This is a genomic window from Roseateles oligotrophus, from assembly GCF_025717515.1.
Taxonomy (GTDB): domain Bacteria; phylum Pseudomonadota; class Gammaproteobacteria; order Burkholderiales; family Burkholderiaceae_C; genus Paucibacter_A; species Paucibacter_A oligotrophus.
Window position 1 is genome coordinate 381,730 of record NZ_JAJIRN010000005.1, and the last position, 17,702, is coordinate 399,431.

15 protein-coding genes are annotated in these 17,702 nt (G+C 59.7%); 13 read left to right on the forward strand and 2 right to left on the reverse strand.

Features of this window, described 5'->3' with window-relative positions:
* Position 1: 1 nt before the first annotated feature.
* The 13 genes from nuoH (at position 2) to LNV07_RS13035 (ending at position 15,854) form a co-directional block, all read left to right on the forward strand.
* Positions 2–1,072, forward strand: a complete 1,071-nt coding sequence (gene nuoH / locus LNV07_RS12975) for an NADH-quinone oxidoreductase subunit NuoH (RefSeq protein WP_263571576.1) — start codon at positions 2–4, stop codon at positions 1,070–1,072.
* Positions 1,073–1,083: 11 nt separating this feature from the next.
* The gene (gene nuoI / locus LNV07_RS12980) at positions 1,084–1,569 is read left to right on the forward strand and encodes an NADH-quinone oxidoreductase subunit NuoI (protein WP_263535144.1); all 486 of its coding nucleotides are present in this window, start codon (positions 1,084–1,086) and stop codon (positions 1,567–1,569) included.
* Between the two features lie 60 nt (positions 1,570–1,629).
* Entirely contained in the window at positions 1,630–2,280 is a 651-nt protein-coding gene (locus LNV07_RS12985) for an NADH-quinone oxidoreductase subunit J (protein WP_263571577.1), read from the forward strand.
* Positions 2,280–2,588, forward strand: a complete 309-nt coding sequence (nuoK, locus tag LNV07_RS12990) for an NADH-quinone oxidoreductase subunit NuoK (protein ID WP_263571676.1) — start codon at positions 2,280–2,282, stop codon at positions 2,586–2,588. The genes LNV07_RS12985 and nuoK overlap by 1 nt, the downstream gene beginning before the upstream one ends.
* Positions 2,589–2,675: 87 nt before the next feature.
* Positions 2,676–4,724 (forward strand): NADH-quinone oxidoreductase subunit L, encoded by a 2,049-nt coding sequence (gene nuoL / locus LNV07_RS12995; RefSeq protein ID WP_263571578.1) that lies wholly within the window; start codon positions 2,676–2,678, stop codon positions 4,722–4,724.
* Between the two features lie 17 nt (positions 4,725–4,741).
* Positions 4,742–6,220 carry an NADH-quinone oxidoreductase subunit M gene (locus LNV07_RS13000; RefSeq protein WP_263571579.1) on the forward strand — a complete coding sequence of 493 codons (1,479 nt, stop codon included), beginning with the start codon at positions 4,742–4,744 and terminating at the stop codon, positions 6,218–6,220.
* Between the two features lie 19 nt (positions 6,221–6,239).
* A complete protein-coding gene (gene nuoN, locus LNV07_RS13005; protein WP_263571580.1) occupies positions 6,240–7,721 on the forward strand; it encodes an NADH-quinone oxidoreductase subunit NuoN in 1,482 nt (493 codons plus the stop codon).
* Between the two features lie 32 nt (positions 7,722–7,753).
* The gene (locus LNV07_RS13010) at positions 7,754–8,062 is read left to right on the forward strand and encodes a DUF2818 family protein (protein WP_263571581.1); all 309 of its coding nucleotides are present in this window, start codon (positions 7,754–7,756) and stop codon (positions 8,060–8,062) included.
* A complete protein-coding gene (locus LNV07_RS13015) occupies positions 8,052–8,645 on the forward strand; it encodes an NUDIX domain-containing protein (RefSeq protein ID WP_263571582.1) in 594 nt (197 codons plus the stop codon). Before LNV07_RS13010 ends, LNV07_RS13015 begins: the two co-directional genes overlap by 11 nt.
* 19 nt (positions 8,646–8,664) lie before the next feature.
* Positions 8,665–9,144 carry a DUF1178 family protein gene (locus tag LNV07_RS13020; protein ID WP_263571583.1) on the forward strand — a complete coding sequence of 160 codons (480 nt, stop codon included), beginning with the start codon at positions 8,665–8,667 and terminating at the stop codon, positions 9,142–9,144.
* A gap of 99 nt (positions 9,145–9,243) precedes the next feature.
* Positions 9,244–10,440, forward strand: a complete 1,197-nt coding sequence (locus tag LNV07_RS13025; RefSeq protein ID WP_263571584.1) for an efflux RND transporter periplasmic adaptor subunit — start codon at positions 9,244–9,246, stop codon at positions 10,438–10,440.
* A 3-nt stretch (positions 10,441–10,443) separates the two neighbouring features.
* Complete coding sequence (locus tag LNV07_RS13030) at positions 10,444–13,677, forward strand: efflux RND transporter permease subunit (protein WP_263571585.1); 3,234 nt, start codon at positions 10,444–10,446, stop codon at positions 13,675–13,677.
* 113 nt (positions 13,678–13,790) lie between these two features.
* On the forward strand, positions 13,791–15,854 hold the full coding sequence (locus LNV07_RS13035) for an alpha/beta hydrolase family protein (protein WP_263571586.1): 2,064 nt from the start codon (positions 13,791–13,793) through the stop codon (positions 15,852–15,854).
* A gap of 15 nt (positions 15,855–15,869) precedes the next feature.
* Here the strand turns inward: LNV07_RS13035 and LNV07_RS13040 are convergent, their stop codons facing one another.
* Positions 15,870–17,279 carry an FAD-binding oxidoreductase gene (locus tag LNV07_RS13040; RefSeq protein WP_263571587.1) on the reverse strand — a complete coding sequence of 470 codons (1,410 nt, stop codon included), beginning with the start codon at positions 17,277–17,279 and terminating at the stop codon, positions 15,870–15,872.
* Entirely contained in the window at positions 17,266–17,697 is a 432-nt protein-coding gene (locus LNV07_RS13045) for a DUF2069 domain-containing protein (protein ID WP_263571588.1), read from the reverse strand. Before LNV07_RS13045 ends, LNV07_RS13040 begins: the two co-directional genes overlap by 14 nt.
* Positions 17,698–17,702: the final 5 nt, after the last annotated feature.

The following is a 17,702-nucleotide window of genomic DNA, read 5'->3' on the forward strand; positions in this document are numbered from 1 at the left end:
AATGATTGAAACCTTCTACCAAAGCGGATCGCAGTTGTTCGGCGGGATTTCCCCGCTGATCTGGCCGGTGCTCTGGAACCTGATCAAGATCATCGCGGTGGTCGCACCCTTGATGATTTGTGTCGCCTATCTGACGCTCTGGGAGCGCAAGGCGATTGGCTGGACGCAGATCCGCCCCGGCCCGAACCGGGTCGGCCCCTACGGCTTGCTGACTCCGATTGCCGACGCGGTCAAGTTGATTTTCAAGGAAATCATTGTTCCGACGGCGGCCAACAAGGGCCTGTTCTTCCTGGGCCCCATCATGACCATCATGCCGGCCTTGGCCGCCTGGGTGGTGATCCCCTTCGGACCCGATGTGGCGCTGGCCAATATCAACGCAGGCCTGCTGTTCTTGATGGCCATCACCTCGCTTGAAGTCTACGGCGTCATCATCGCCGGTTGGGCCTCGAATTCGAAATACGCCTTCCTCGGCGCGTTGCGTGCGTCGGCGCAGATGGTCAGTTATGAAATCCCGATGGGTTTCGCGCTGGTGATCGTGCTGATGGTCAGTGGCAGCCTGAACATGAGCGACATAGTGATGGGGCAGGGCAAGGGTCAGTTCGCCGATATGGGCCTGTCCTTCCTGTCCTGGAACTGGTTGCCGCTGCTGCCTATCTTCCTCGTCTACTTCATCTCGGGGCTGGCAGAAACCAATCGCCATCCCTTCGACGTGGTCGAGGGTGAATCCGAAATCGTCGCCGGCCATATGGTCGAGTATTCGGGTATGTCGTTTGCGATGTTCTTCCTGGCCGAATACGCCAATATGTGGTTGGTGTCGATTCTGACCGTCACGCTGTTCCTGGGCGGATGGTTGTCGCCGATCGCCGCGCTCGACTTCATCCCCGGCTGGATCTGGTTGGGTGCCAAGACTTTTGCGGTTGTCACCATGTTCTTGTGGATCCGCGCCAGCTTCCCTCGTTATCGTTACGACCAGATCATGCGTCTGGGTTGGAAGATCTTTATTCCCGTGACTCTGGTCTGGCTGCTTGTTGTCGGCTTCTGGATTCAGTCGCCCTACAACATCTGGAAGTGATGAGGCGCCCCATGTCTGCAGTTAGCTTCATCAAGAGCTTCATGCTCATCGAGCTGTTCAAGGGCCTGGCCCTGACCGGCCGGCATTTCCTGTCCCGCAATATCACCGTGCAGTTCCCGGAAGAGAAGACGCCGCTGTCGCCTCGTTTCCGTGGCTTGCATGCCTTGCGTCGTTACGAAAACGGCGAAGAACGCTGCATCGCCTGCAAGCTGTGCGAAGCGGTTTGCCCGGCGATGGCGATCACGATCGAGTCCGAGGTCAGGGACGATGGCTCGCGCCGCACCAGCCGTTACGACATTGATCTGACCAAGTGCATCTTCTGCGGTTTCTGTGAAGAGAGCTGCCCGGTCGACTCGATTGTCGAGACCAGCATTTTTGAATACCACGGCGAAAAACGTGGCGATCTGTACTTCACCAAGGACATGCTCTTGGCCGTCGGCGATCGATTTGAACCCGAGATCGCAGCCCAGAAGGAGGCCGACGCCAAGTACCGCTGAGTGGCGCAGGGCTGACCGCCGGTCGGACCTGAACCGCAAAGTCTGCTTGCAGGAAGACGCATGGAAATTACCACTGCCTTGTTTTACATCTTCTCAGCCGTGCTGCTGGGATCCTCGTTTCGGGTCATCACGGCGCGAAGCACCGTGCATGCCGCGCTGTTTTTGATCCTGGCCTTCTTCACGGCCGCCTGCATCTGGATGCTGCTGAAGGCCGAATTTTTGGCCATCGCCCTGGTGCTGGTCTATATCGGTGCCGTGATGGTGCTGTTCTTGTTTGTGGTGATGATGCTGGACATCAACTCCGACGGCATGCGTGATGGCTTCTGGAAGCATCTGCCGCTGGGCGGCTTTGTTGGTGCGGTGATCGCCTTGGAGATGGCGGCCGTGTTGATGGGCGGTTTCCGCTTGAGCACAGCCCCCGAACTCAGCGCCGCCGCAATCCAGATGGGCAACACCAAGATGCTGGGTATCGCGATTTACACGCAGTATCTGTACCCGCTTGAAATTGCCGCTATTTTGCTGCTCGTGGCCATCATCGCAGCGATCGCGCTGACCTTGCGCAGCCGCAAAGATGCACGTACGCAGAACCCGTCCGAGCAGGTCAAGGTCAAAAAGGCCGACCGACTGCGCATCATCAAGGTCGCGCCGACAGTGGAAGTGGTCACAGCACCCGTCGAAGCGGCGGCCGAGCAAGGAGGAGCCAAATCATGATGACATTGACGCTGGGCCATTTTCTGACGCTGGGGGCGATGCTGTTCGCCATCGCCGTTGTCGGCATCTTCATGAACCGCAAAAACCTGATTGTGCTGCTGATGGCGATCGAGTTGATGCTTTTGGCCGTGAACCTGAACTTTGTGGCCTTTTCTCACTATCTGGGTGATATGGCCGGTCAGGTCTTTGTGTTCTTTATTCTGACCGTGGCGGCAGCCGAATCGGCGATTGGCCTAGCCATTCTCGTCGTGCTGTTCCGCAACCGCGCCACCATCAATGTCGAAGAGCTCGACGCGCTGAAGGGCTAGGCATGAATACCCCCACGTCACTTCGTTCCTGCCCCCCGAGGGGGCGCTCAGCCGCCTTGGGGCGGCCCTGCGGCGTCTGAGATCCATATGACAACACTCTCACAGAATATGCTTTTGGCGGTGCCGCTGGCGCCGTTGGTCGGCGCTATTGCGGCCGGTTTCTTCGGCAAGCAAATCGGCCGCGCCGGCGCTCATACCGTCACCATTCTTGGCGTCTTGATCGCCTTCATTCTCTCGGCGATGACCTTGAGTGCTGTCGTCAATGAGGGCGCACGCTTTAACCAGACCATTTACGAATGGATGGTGGTCGGCGGCCTGAAGATGGAAGTCGGTTTCCTGGTCGACGGCCTGACCGCGATGATGATGTGCGTGGTGACCTTTGTGTCGCTGATGGTGCACATCTACACCATCGGCTATATGTCGGAAGACCCCGGCTACCAGCGCTTCTTCAGCTACATCTCCTTGTTCACCTTCAGCATGCTGATGCTGGTGATGAGCAACAATATGCTGCAGCTCTTCTTCGGTTGGGAGGCCGTGGGCCTGGTCAGTTACTTGCTGATCGGTTTCTGGTACACCAAGCCGACGGCCATCTTTGCCAATATGAAGGCCTTCCTGGTCAACCGTGTCGGTGACTTCGGCTTCATTCTGGGCATCGGCCTGCTGGTCGCGCACAGCGGTTCCTTGAACTATGCCGAGGTCTTTGCCAAGGCGCCGGAACTGGCCAAGATCGGTTTCAACGCGCCGCTATGGGGCAGCGAATGGATGATGTTGTCGGTCGCCTGCATTTGCCTGTTCATCGGTGCGATGGGCAAAAGCGCGCAGTTCCCGCTGCACGTCTGGCTGCCCGATTCGATGGAAGGCCCAACACCCATTTCCGCCTTGATCCATGCCGCCACGATGGTGACGGCCGGCATCTTCATGGTGGCGCGCATGAGCCCCTTGTTCGAGTTGTCGGACACTGCCTTGAATTTCGTGCTGATCATCGGTGCGATCACCGCCTTGTTCATGGGCTTTCTCGGCATCATCCAGAACGACATCAAGCGCGTCGTTGCTTACTCGACCTTGTCGCAGCTAGGCTATATGACGGTGGCGCTCGGTGCCTCGGCCTACTCGGTGGCGGTGTTCCATCTGATGACGCATGCCTTCTTCAAAGCGCTGCTGTTCCTGGGCGCAGGCTCGGTCATCATCGGCATGCACCATGATCAGGACATCCGCAATATGGGTGGGCTGCGCAAATACATGCCGATCACCTGGCTGACCTCCTTGCTGGGCTCGCTGGCCTTGATCGGTACGCCCTTGTTCGCTGGTTTCTACTCCAAGGACAGCATCATCGAAGCGGTGCACGCCAGCCATCTGCCTGCTGCGCCTTATGCCTATGCCGCCGTCATCATCGGCGTCTTTGTGACCGCGTTCTATTCTTTCCGCATGTACTTCCTGGTCTTCCACGGCAAGGAGAATTTCCGCCACAAGCCATTCCCCGGTGAGCATGACCACCATGATGATCACGGCCACCATGAACCCCATGTGCCGCACGAGTCGCCTTGGGTGGTTACCGCGCCGCTGATATTGCTGGCCATCCCTTCGGTCGTGATTGGTTATCTGACGATTGGGCCGATGCTGTTCGGCGACTTCTTCAAGGATGCGATCTTCGTCAATCACGAAGTTCACCATGCGATGGAAGAGCTGGCGCACGAGTTCCACGGTGCTGCCGCGATGGCCATGCATGGTCTCAGCACCTTGCCGTTCTGGCTGGCCCTGGGCGGTGTGGTGACGGCCTATGTGTTCTATATGGTCGCACCGAGCATCCCGAAGACGATTGGCCGCGTCCTGTCACCGGTCATCAATGTGCTGGAGAACAAGTACTACCTCGACTGGTTCAACGAGAACGTATTGGCCAAGACCGCGCGCGCGATGGGCCTGGCTTTCTGGAAGGGCGGCGACGGTGCGCTGATTGACGGTGTGTTGATCAATGGGTCGGCGCGCATGGTGGGCCGCCTTGCAGGTGTGGTGCGCTTGGTGCAGACCGGTCATTTGTACTGGTATGCCTTGGTGATGATTCTGGGCGTGCTAGGTTTGATGACGTGGCAGCTGTGGCCGTTTATATGGCCCCAATTCAAGACCCTGGCTGGTCTTTGATCAAGGGCGGAGATCTTATGTTGCTTAGTCTTGCCATTTTTCTACCCATCGCTTGTGGTTTGATCCTCTTGGCCTTGGGCCGTGACGATCAAGTCAAAACGGTACGTTGGTTGGCGCTGATTGCTGCGCTGGCCTGCTTCGCCGTGACCTTGCCCTTGATCAGCGGATTCGATAACTCGACCGCCGCAATGCAGTTCGTCGAGAACCAACCGTGGATCGGGCGCTTCAATGTCCGCTATCACTTAGGTCTTGACGGCATCTCCATGTGGTTTGTGCCGCTAACGGCCTTCATCACCGTCATCGTGGTCATCGCCGCCTGGGAAGTGATCGAGTCGCGCGTCAACCAATATATGGGCGCCTTCCTGATTCTGTCGGGTCTGATGATTGGTGTCTTCTCGGCGCTGGACGGTTTGCTGTTCTATGTCTTCTTCGAGGCAACCTTGATCCCGATGTACATCATCATCGGCGTCTGGGGTGGACCCAAGCGTGTTTACGCGGCGTTCAAGTTCTTCTTGTACACGCTGGCCGGCTCCTTGCTGATGTTGATCGCCTTGCTCTACCTGTATCTGCAGTCGGGTGGCTCCTTCGACATCCTGACCTGGCACAAGCTGCCGCTGACCGGTGGCGCACAGACGCTGTTGTTCTTCGCCTTCCTGGCCGCCTTCTCGGTCAAGGTGCCGATGTGGCCGGTGCACACCTGGTTGCCCGACGCCCACGTTGAGGCGCCCACCGGTGGCTCGGTGGTGCTGGCCGCCATCATGCTGAAGCTTGGTGCTTACGGCTTCTTGCGTCTGTCCATGCCCATAGTCCCGGATGCCGCCCATCAATGGGCTTGGTTGATCATTGCGATGTCGCTGATCGGCGTCGTCTATATCGGCTTGGTCGCGCTGGTCCAGCAAGACATGAAGAAGCTGGTCGCCTATTCTTCGATTGCGCACATGGGTTTTGTGACGCTCGGTTTCTTCATCTTCAACCAGCTCGGCGTTGCCGGTGGCTTGGTACAGATGATCTCGCATGGCTTTGTGTCGGGCGCGATGTTCCTGTCGATCGGCGTGCTCTATGACCGCGTGCATTCCCGTGAAATTGCCAGTTATGGCGGTGTTGTCAACACCATGCCGAAGTTCGCCGCCTTTGCGCTGTTCTTTGCGATGGCCAATTGCGGCCTGCCCGCAACCGCGGGATTCGTCGGTGAGTGGATGGTGATTCTGGGTGCGGTGCAGTACAGCTTCTGGATCGGTGCCATCGCAGCCACCGCCTTGATCTTTGGTGCCGCTTATTCCTTGTGGATGTACAAGCGCGTCTACTTTGGCCCGGTCACCAATGACAACGTCAAGAACTTGCAAGACCTCAATGCCCGCGAATTCCTGATGATGGCGGTGCTGGCGATTGCCGTGCTCTGGATGGGTATCTATCCAAAACCATTTACCGATGTAATGCAGGTATCGGTGACCGAGTTGCTCAAGCATGTGGCAACTTCCAAACTGATCCCCGGTTGATTCTTAGGGCCACTGACAAATGACTAATATGAATTGGCTCGCGGTTTATCCCGAAGTTGCACTGTTGCTGATGGCTTGCGTGATAGCCATGGTGGATCTGTTTGTGACGGATCCGGCCCGCCGCCCGACCTATTGGTTGACGCAGTTGACCTTGGCGGTGGTGGCCGCGGTGCACTGGTCTTACTTCCAAGATGGTCAAACCGTCTATGCCATGCAAGGCATGGTGGTATCCGACCCGATGGGGCATTTGCTGGCCTTCTTCGCTTGCGTCGCCACCATAGTCACCTTGGTCTATGCAAGGCCTTATGCGGCCTCCCGCGAGTTGCTCAAGGGCGAGCTATTCAGCCTGAGCCTGTTCTCGCTGCTCGGCATTTGTGTGATGTTGTCGGCCAATAATTTCCTGGTCATCTATCTGGGCCTGGAGTTGATGAGCTTGTCGCTCTATGCCTTGGTGGCCTTGCGGCGTGACCATGCGCTGTCGACCGAAGCGGCCATGAAGTATTTTGTGCTGGGTGCCTTGGCCAGTGGCTTCTTGCTTTATGGTTTGTCGATGATGTACGGCGCCACCGGTTCGCTGTCCATTCCGCAGGTCTTCGATGTCATCAGCACCGGCGTGCCAAACAAGTCGGTCTTGATCTTCGGCACGGTATTCGTGGTGGCGGGTCTTGCCTTCAAACTCGGTGCCGCACCGTTTCATATGTGGGTGCCCGACGTCTATCAAGGCTCGCCTACCGCAGTGACCTTGCTGATCGGTGCCGCACCGAAGCTGGCTGCATTTGCGATCACGATTCGTCTCTTGGTCGAAGGCATGATCGGTTTGGCGGTGGATTGGCAGCAGATGTTGATCGTGCTGGCCATAACATCGCTGTTCGTCGGTAACTTCGTAGCGATCGCACAGACGAATCTGAAGCGCATGTTGGCCTATTCGACCATCGCTCAAATGGGCTTTATGTTGCTCGGCTTGGCCTCCGGCGTTGTCAATGACAACACCTTGTCGGCCGCCAATGCCTATAGCTCCGCCATGTATTACGTGATCATCTATGTGATGAGCACCTTGGGTACCTTCGGGATGATCTTGCTGCTGTCGCGTCAAGGCCATGAGGCCGAAGAGATCAAGGACTTGGCCGGCTTGGCCAAGCGCAGCCCTTGGTACGCGACCGTGATGACGATCTTCATGCTCTCGCTCGCGGGCGTGCCGCCGACGGCCGGTTTCTACGCCAAGCTGTCGGTATTGCAGGCCTTGATGGCCACCAATGTGAAGGGCTATACCGCCTTGGCGGTGATTGCGGTGGCGGTGTCCCTGATCGGTGCCTACTACTATCTGCGTGTCATCAAGGTGATGTTCTTTGACGAGCCAAGCGACCACGCGCCTTTGGCAGCCCCCGCCGATGTGCGCGTGGTGATGTCCTTGAACGGCGTGGCTGTATTGATGTTCGGTGTCTTGCCGGGTGGCTTGATGGCCTTGTGCGCTCACGCCATTGTCAAGACGCTGGCCACTTGATGCTTTGAGACTTAGCGACTGCTGCTGACACGATGGAATCCCAAACAGCCGTCTGGCTGGTCTTGATTGCTGCCTTGGTGGCGGCCAATTTGCCCTATTTCAGCCACCGATTGCTGCTGGTCGGCCCGCTGCGCCGGCCCAAGCCGGTCGGCTGGCGCTTGCTGGAATTGGCATTGCTGGCTTGTTTGACTTTGGCCCTTGGTTTCGCGATAGAGGCCAAGCTCGGGCAACGCCATCCACAGGGTTGGGAGTTTTATGGTGCGGCTCTGTGCTTGTTCATAACGCTAGGGTTCCCTGGCTTTGTCTGGTGCTATTTGCGCAGGGGACGGCATGAAGCCTGACGCCGACGAACAAGGCGACGCGCATCTGTACGAGCATTGCCTGGAGTCAAAGTCGGTCTATGAAGGCAGCTTTCTAAAGGTCAAGCGCGACATCGTGCGCCTGCCCGATGGTGGCCAGGCCAGCCGCGAATACATCGTTCATCCGGGGGCGGTGATGATCATCCCGATTCTGGACGATGGCCGCTTGTTGCTGGAGCGACAGTATCGCTACCCGATGGGCCGCGTGATGCTGGAGTTTCCCGCCGGCAAGCTCGATGCGGGTGAGTCGCCCTTGAATTGTGCGAAGCGCGAATTGCTTGAAGAAACGGGCTATAGCGCCGCTAATTGGGCCCATGCAGGTGTCTTGCACAACGCCATCGCCTATTCGGACGAGGGCATTGAAATCTTTTTCGCCAAAGGAATGACGGCCGGCCAGCGCTCGCTTGATGTCGGCGAATTTTTGGACCTCGCCATCCACAGCACGAGCGAACTCGACGGCTTTGCGCGGTCCGGAGCCATGACCGATGCCAAGACGCTGATTGGCCTGCTTTGGCTGACGCGCTGGCAGCGTGGGGACTGGGCACTCGCGTGGCTGCCCGCTTGATTGGCAGCCTAGCATCGCCATGCTGGTATTGAATCTTTGCTGCGGCAACGACCATCGCTTTGAAGGCTGGTTCGGCTCGGCCCAAGACTTCGAGTCACAAGTCGAGCGCACTTTGATTGCCTGCCCGATCTGCACCGATCACCGAGTCAAGCGTCTGCCTACGGCGCCGCATTTGAACGTTTCACATATACGGGCCGGCACCAAGGCGCCGGAAGCGATCAAAGCAACACAAGCAGCAACTTCGGCGCCGATCACAGCGCAGGCGCCTCAAGGCGAGTTGCAACGCAAGATGCAGGAAGCCGTCGCGCAGGTCTTGGCCAATACCGAAGACGTCGGAGATCGCTTCGCTGAGGAAGCCCGCCGCATTCACTACGGCGAGACCGCGGCGCATGGCATTCGGGGCCAAGCCAGCGTCGCCGAGGTCGCCGATCTGGTCGAAGAAGGCATTGCCGTCTTGCCGTTGGCGCTGCCCGCGGCATTCAAAGGGCAAATGCAATAGCGTCCTAAAGGCCATGACCTTTGGAAGTCTTGGGCTTGTCGCGTATGCTGGCGCGCTGCTGCATTTGTATCAACGCAACCCCCAATTGGAGTCCGTCAGATGGCGCGTCCTTTCTTGCCTGCCTTGCCAGTCCTGCTGGCCCTCGTCGCCGCCATAGCGCTCAGTTCCTGCGGTAAAGATAGCGGCAAGAAGGATACCGCTGCAGACGCAGCCCAAGCCGCCAAATCAGCCACTCCCTTGTTGATCGCGCCAGAAGATCAGCTCAGCATGAGCATGGGCACTTTTTCATCCGGCCCGGTGATTACTGGCTCTATTCAACCCGAGAAGCGTGCCGATCTGCGCGCCGAGGTGTCGGCCGTGGTGCTGCAGGTGTTGAAGGAAAACGGCGAAACCGTCAAGCGCGGTGATTTGCTCGCGCGTCTGGATGACAACTCGATTCGCGAGCAACTGACCTCGGCCGATGAGTCCGCGAGGGTCTCGGCACAATCGTTCGAGCAGGCCGAGCGGCAGTATCAGCGGCTGAAGACTTTGCAGTCTCAGGGCATGAGTTCGCTGCAGGCCACCGAAGACGCCGAACAGCGGCGCAACAACGCGCAGGGCGACCTGGTCGCGGCCAAGGCTAGGGCAGCGCAGGCGCGCCAGCAATTGCAACGCACCGAGGTGAGGGCGCCGTTTGACGGCATCATCAGCGAGCGCAAGGTTTCTGCAGGCGACACGGCCTTGGTTGGCAAGGAGCTTTTCAAGGTCATGGATCCGCGCAGCATGCGTTTCGAAGGCTTGGTGTCCGCCGACCGCATGAGTGATTTGAAGATCGGTCAGACCGTAACGTTCCGCGTCAACGGTCTGGACGAGAAGAGCTTCGACGGCAAGATCCGCCGCATCGAGGCGGCCGCAAATGCCACCACCAGGCAGTTGGAAGTGCTGGTTGACTTCGCGCCCGGTGCGTCGCCAAAGGTTGCCGGCTTGTATGCCGAGGGTCGCGTCGAGAGTGGCAGCGTCAGCACCTTGATGCTGCCGGATAGCGCCGCCCAGCGTGCCGGCGACGAGGCCTTTGTCTGGTTGATCAACGGCGATTTGCTGAAAAAAACCTCCATCAAACTCGGCGAGCGCGATGCCCGGCGAGGTGAGTTTGTGGTGCTCGGCGGTTTGAAGGCAGGGGACCGCATCCTGCGCAAACCGGGCTCCAATTTGCAGGATGGGCAAAAGATTCAATTGGTGGCTTCGGCACAGGCCAGTATTCCGGCCGGCGCTGCGAAAGCCGAGCAAGTTGCCGCCGCAGCTTCAACAGGGAAGTAAGCCATGTTTCTTTCCGATTTCAGCATCAAGAAGCCGATCGCCACGATCGTCATCATCATTTCGCTGATGTGCTTGGGGCTACTGGCACTGAAGAAGTTGAAGGTCAACCAGATCCCCGATGTGCAGGAGCCGGTGCTGGTGGTCGGCATTGCTTATCCGGGCGCTTCGCCCGAGACGGTTGAACGCGAGGTGATCAATCGCATCGAAAAATCGATGCAAAGCATCTCCGGCGTCGATCGCGTGCGCTCCACGGCCTCCGAGGGTTATGCCCAGATCGTGCTGATCTTCAACTTCAACAAGAATTTGATCGAAGCCTCGGACGAGGTGCGCAATGCGATCGATACCGTTCGTTACAAGTTGCCGACCGAAATTCGCGAACCGGTGGTTGAGCGCAACGACCCGGCGGCCGAGCCCATCATGCAGTTGGCGCTGTCCAGCAGCCAGCAAAGCCATGCCGAGATTTCGCGCATTGCCGAGGATCAACTGGCCGACAAATTCCGCGGCATTGCCGGCGTGGCCGTGGTGTCCGTCAACGGCGGTCTAAAGCGTGAATTGAGCGTGCTGCTGCATGCCGAGAAGCTGCGCGAGAACAATGTCTCGGTGACCGAGGTGGTGGCGGCCTTGCGCAACCAAAACAGCACCGCGCCGGTCGGCAAGGTACGGGGCAATTTGGAAGACCAGAGCATCCGCTTGATCGGGCGACTGGAGTCGCCGGCGGATTTTCAGCAAATCGTCGTCAAACGGCGGGGCACGGAGTTGGTGCGCTTGTCCCAGGTCGCCAGCATTGAAGACGGCTTTGCCGAAATCAGCCGCATCAGCCTGCGCAATGGCAACCCCAATGTGAACATCGCGGTGACGCGCTCGAAGGACGCGTCGACCGTCACGGTCGCCAACAAGGTCCGCAAACTGGTTGACGAGATCAACAAGACCTTGCCCAAGGGAGCCAAGCTCGAGGTCACGCAAGACGGCGGCAAAGACGCGCAGAACAGCCTCAACAACGTCGTCGACTCGCTGGTTCTGGGTGCCGGCTTGACGATTTTTGTGGTCTATGTATTCCTGAATTCCTGGCGCTCGACGCTGATCACCGCCTTGGCCTTGCCCACTTCGGTGATCGCTGCGTTCATTGCCGTTTGGTTGGCCGGCTTCACGTTGAACTTCATGAGTTTGCTGGGCCTGTCGCTGGCAATTGGGGTCTTGATTGATGATGCCATCGTGGTGCGTGAGAACATCGTTCGCCATATGGAGCGGGGCTCGGATCGCCGCACCGCCGCGCTCAACGGCACCGCCGAAATCGGCCTGGCTGTCGCCTCGACCACCTTCGCCATCGTGGCGGTGTTCATTCCCGTCGCTTTCATGCCGGGCGTGTCGGGCGAATGGTTCCGGCCCTTCGCCTTGACGGTGGTGGCCTCGGTGATGGTCAGCCTGTTCATCTCTTTCACGCTTGATCCGATGATGTCGGCCTACTGGGGCGACCCGCCGAACCAGCATCTGGCACCCAAGAATGCGATCGGTAGGCTGTTGTCGCGCTTCAACGATTGGTTCGATCACCAGACCGATCGCTACGGTCATGTGATCGCCTGGGCTCTGCATCACCGTATCTGGATGGCCGTCTTTGCGGTGCTGAGCCTGGTCGGCGCGCTGTTCCTGCAAGGTAAATTTGGCGGTTCGAGTTTCTTGCCGGTCACCGACTCGGGGATGGTGGCAGTTGAGGTGCGCACACCGGCCAGCAGCAGCCTGGAGTATTCGCGTCTGAAGTTGGAGGCGGCGGCCCAATTGGCCCGTGCGATGCCCGAGACGGTGGCGACCAACAGCAATGTCAACGTAGGGGGTGGCCGCATTTACGTGGATATTGGCAAGAGCAATAAACGCAAGCGCACGGCCACCGAGGTGGCCAACGATCTGCGCGAAAAGGTCAAGAGTCTGGTCGGGGCCGAGTATGCCGTTTCCGATGACTTGAACGGTGGCGGTCGCAAGCCGGTGCAGATCCGTTTCACCGGCACCGATTCGCGCAAATTGCTGGACATCACCAATGCCTTCATGGCGCAGATGCGCGGCATCAAGGGTGCGGTCGATGTGGGTCTTTCCGAGCAAGATCCGCAGGATGAATTGCAGATCGAACTGAATCGCGGTTTGGCTAATTCGCTGGGCATCTCGGTAACCGACGCGGCGCAAGCCTTGCGCGTGGCCTTCGCCGGTGTCGAGGTGGGTGATTGGGTCGACCCCGCTGGTGAAACCCGCGATGTGGCGGTGCGCCTGCACCCGAGCGACCGCGTCGACGCCAGCAATATTGAGCGCTTGCCGATCGCGGTCAGCGGCAGCAATGTGATGGTGCCGCTGGAGCAAATCGCCAGCGTCACCATGGGAAAGGGGCCGAGCAAGATCCAGCATGCCGACGGCAAGCGCACGATCGCTGTGGCCGCCAATGTGCAGGGCCGCTCACCCGGCGAGGTGACGGCCGATGCGGTCAAGATCGCCAAGGCCATCAACTTCCCTGCGGGCTATGGCCTGGAGTTGGAAGGCGACTCGCGCCAGCAAGAAGTCGTGTTTACCGAGATGGGCATTGCTCTGGTGTCCGGGATCGGCCTGATGTATCTGGTGCTGGTGATGCAGTTCGGCAGTTTCACCGCGCCGCTGGCGGTGATGCTGTCGCTGCCGCTGTCCTTGATCGGCGTGGTCTTGGCCTTGCTGCTGAGCAAGAGCACCTTGAACCTGATGAGCTTCATCGGCGTCATCATGTTGATGGGCTTGGTCGCCAAGAATGCGATTTTGTTGCTGGATGCCGCGCGTCAGTTGGAGTCCGAGGGCATGGACCGGGAGGAAGCCTTGATGACGGCCGGCCGCAAGCGCCTGCGGCCGATTCTGATGACCACCTTTGCGCTGATCGCGGGCATGTTGCCGGTCGCCATCGGCCTGGGCGAGGGCAGCGAGTTCTATCGCCCGATGGCGGTGGCCATCATCGGAGGCACCATCACCTCGACCTTGCTGACGCTGTTGGTGATCCCGACTTTTTACGACAGCATCGAAATCGCGCGCGATCGCATGTTCGCCAAGTTCAGTCGCCGCTCGGAACGCTGGAATGGACTGGTCGCGTTTGTGATGACTTTTGTGGAAGCCATTTTGACCATCGTGCTCTTGCGTTTTGTCTGGCGCATGTTGGCTAAGTTGGTTGCTCTGATTCGCCGCAAGCCCGCCATTGCGGCGGCGGAAACCGTTAGCATCGCTACGCTTGGACAGTAAATAGCCAAGCTGCTGAGGGCTTTGTCCTAGGGCATGCCCCAGGGTGCTGCCGGTTCTGATCCGCTTACAGTCCGCCCCACATTGAGCGATCACAGCTCGGGAGGATGATAAGAATGAGTGTTTTCAGAATCGGCCGGCGTGTGCTGGCAAAGGCCTTGCTATTGGTTTTCTGTGGCCTTGCTGGCGCCAAACCGAGCCCGAGCTTGCCGGCCATAGAGGATTTTTTCCGCCTACCCATGTACCGCGGCGGTGTGCTCTCGCCGGACGGCCGTTTGATGGCCATCGTCACCTCGCCCGAGGGGCGGCGCACCCAGCTAGCGGTCGTCAATCTGCAGGATTTCTCGGCCTCCAAGGCCGTGATCGGCCTCGGGGATACCGACATCAATCGGGTCTTCTGGGTCAATAACAAGCGACTGGTGTTTGACGTAGCGCAGTTGCAGGAAGCGAGCGAAAAGCCGGTCGCCCAAGGGCTGTGGGCCATCGATGTGGACGGCGAAAACCTCAAGCAACTGGTCAACGCCGAGAGCAGCCGCCCCAGCGTCAATGCGGACGGTATCGCGGCGCTGAAGAACTCGATGTTCAAGGAGCGCCGCGAGGAGTTACTGCCTTGGACCTGGCATCTGCACCGGGTGCTGGAGGATGGCAGCGATGATGTCATCATTGAAGAGAACCGCTACAACGGGCTGGGCGAATTCACCTCGGCCGTGTTGGCACGGCTGGATACACGCAACGGCCGCAAGAGTTCGGTGCTGGACAACGCGCCGCCCCATGTCTACACATGGCTGGTCGACAAGACCGGGCGCCCGGTGGCGGCCACGGCGATTGACAAGGATCGCTACGCGATGTACCTGCCCTCGGCCGATGCTCGCAGCTGGACCTTGTGGCGAGAGGACGAACGGTTCAACAGCAGTCTGCCCAGTTGGTACGAGGCCGGCCCACACGGCCAGCTTTACCTGGTCGGCAACCCGAGTCAGCCTACCGGCACCCAAGCCTTGCTGCGCATGGATTCGGCCAAGCCCGAGGCGGCGCTGCAAGATGTGATGAACATCAAGGGCTATGACTTCAGCGGTGAGCTGGTGTTTGATGACAAGACCGGCCGCCTGCTGGGGATTCACTATGAAGGCGAGTCGCGAGATAGCGTCTGGTTTGACGGGCAAATGAAGGCGCTGCAGGCTGCAGTCGACAAGGCGCTGCCCGCCACCGTCAACCAAATCGACTGCCGCGATTGCCTGAACTCCAATCTGGTCTTGGTCAAGTCCAGCTCCGACCGTCAGCCGACTATTTTCAGCAGCTTCCAGCGCGACAGCTTGGCCCTCAAGCCCTTGCTGTCCGCGCGCTCTTGGATCAAGCCGCAAGAGATGGCCAGGCGCGAGCCTATGCGCATCAGCACACGCGATGGTTTGAGCCTGCCCCTGGTCGTGACTCGCCCCAAGAGCATGCCCACCGGCGCCAATAGCAAGGCAATGATGCCGACCGTGCTGCTCGTGCATGGTGGCCCCTATGTGCGAGGCAATCATTGGGAATGGAGTGCCGAGGCGCAGTTCCTGGCCTCGCGTGGCTACTTGGTGATCGAGCCCGATTTCCGCGGCAGCAGTGGCTACGGTACGGCCCATAGTCGGGCCGGCTGGAAGCAATGGGGACTGGCCATGCAGGATGACTTGGCCGACGCTGTGCAATGGGCGGTCAAGAGCGGCTCGGCGGACCCCAGTCGCATTTGCATTGCCGGCGCCAGCTATGGCGGCTATGCGGCCATGATGGGTCTGATCAAGCAGCCCGAGTTGTTCCGCTGCGGCATCAACTGGGTCGGAGTGTCCGATCTGAAGCTGCTATTCAGCTCGCTCAACAGTGACGCCAGCGAACTCGGGCGCAGTTATGACTTGGTCAATTTGATCGGCCACCCGGACGCTGACAGCGAGCGCTTGGACGCCACCTCGCCATTGAAACAAGCTGCCCGCCTCAAACGCCCGCTGCTGATGGCCTATGGTGCTTTGGACCGCCGTGTGCCAATGGAGCATGGCCTGCGCATGCGCGACGCCTTGGCGGCCACCGGACACAAAAACGTCGAATGGGTGCTCTACCCAGAGGAGCGCCATGGCTGGCGAGCGCTGGAAACAAACAAGGACTTCTGGGGCCGGGTCGAGCGATTTTTGCAGCAACACATTGGCACGCCTCCCTGAGGTTGGCAAGTTAGCTCAAAGCACGCGCCCCGGATTCATCAAGCCTTGGGGATCCAGGGCTTTTTTGATGGCACGCATCATCTGCAAAGCGACCGGGTCTTTGCGCGCCGCCAACTCGGCCCGCTTCAGCTGGCCGATGCCATGCTCGGCCGAGAAGCTGCCGCCATGCAGGGCCACCGCGTCATAGACGATGCGGTTGATCGCCGGTTCATGCCGGCTCAAGAATTCCTTAGCCGGCACGCCCTCGGGGGCCTGCACGTTGTAGTGCAAATTGCCGTCACCGAGATGACCGAAGTTGACCAGGCGCACACCGGGGAAGCCTTGTTGCAAGGCCGCATCGGTGGCTGCCACAAAGCCCGGAATGGCCGAGACGGGCAGGGCAATGTCATGTTTGACGTTGAGCCCTTCTTGCGCCTGCGCCAGCGGAATCGACTCGCGCAGCTGCCACATCGTTTGCGACTGCGCCCGGCTTTGCGCCATTGCAGCATCCTTGATCACGCCGGCCTCAAGCGCCGCCTCCAGCAGGCCTTCGAACAAGCCGCCGGCATGCGCTTCACTCTCTGCGTCGGACAACTCCAGCAAGACGGTCCATGGGCTGCGCGCCAAGGGTTGCTGCAACTGCGGGAAATGCTTGCCGACCAAGTCGAGCGAAAACGCATTCATCACCTCAAAGCCACTCAGGCCCGCGCCGGTGCTTGCCTGCGCCATGCCGAGCAATCGCAGCGCCGCATCAAGCGTGTCGCAAGCCGCCAGCGCGGTCATCTGCGCCTTGGGCGCCGGGTAGAGCTTCAAGGTGGCGGCGGTGATCACACCCAGCGTGCCCTCGCTGCCGATGAATAGATTGCGCAGGTCATAGCCGGTGTTGTCTTTGCGCAGGCCCGACAGGCCGTTCCAGACCTCGCCATGCGCGGTCACCAGCTCCAGGCCCAAACACAGCTCGCGTGCGTTGCCATAACGCAGTACCTGCGTGCCACCGGCATTGCTGGCGAGATTGCCGCCTATCGTGCATGTGCCTTCGGAGGCCAGGCTCAAGGGAAACAAAAAACCCTGCTCTGCGGCCGCGTCCTGCAGCGCTTGCAGCACGCAGCCGGCATCGACCGTGATGGTCAGGTTGGCCGCGTCAAGGGCGCGCACCTTGTTCATTCGAGACAGGCTCAGCAGCAGTTGATCGCCGGAGGCATCGGGGGTGGAGCCGCCGACCAGGCCGGTATTGCCACCTTGCGGCACCAGGCCGACTTGGTGCTCGCCGCACAGCTTGATGACGGCCGCGACCTGCGCGGTGTCGGCAGGCCTGGCCACGGCCAAGGCACGGCCTGCATAGCGGCGGCGCCAGTCCAACTCGTAGGCGCTCAGGTCGCCATCACGCAACAGACCCGCATCGCCCAGAACGGCGTGCAGCGCGTTTAAAAAATCATGCCGGCTCATCGCCCGCCGTGTGAGCTTTGGCCGCGGCCAGGCGCAGGCGTACCTGCATCGCGCAAGCGACAAAAATCAGCACGCTCAAAAACACCTCGACCATCGCCAAGCGCATGCCGACGCCGCCTTCGCTGGCGGCGCGCACCGCCCCTTCGGCAAAGTAGAGCCAGATCATCAAACTGAGCCAGCGAAAGGTGTAGAGCCGGTAGCGCCACAGGCCCAGCATAGGCAGGGCCAAGGGCAGGGCCTTGATGGCCAGCGTGCCGCGGCCGGTCGGGGCCAACCAGAGCTCCCAGGCCAAACTCAATATGAAAAGGGCGATCAGGGCGCCGAGCGCCAAATTGCGAGAGAAAGCCTCGCGCGAGCTGGCTTGGGTGCGCTGCGATTGAGGCGGGGAGGGCGGATTCTGGGAGGAGTAGGCAGACATGCTGG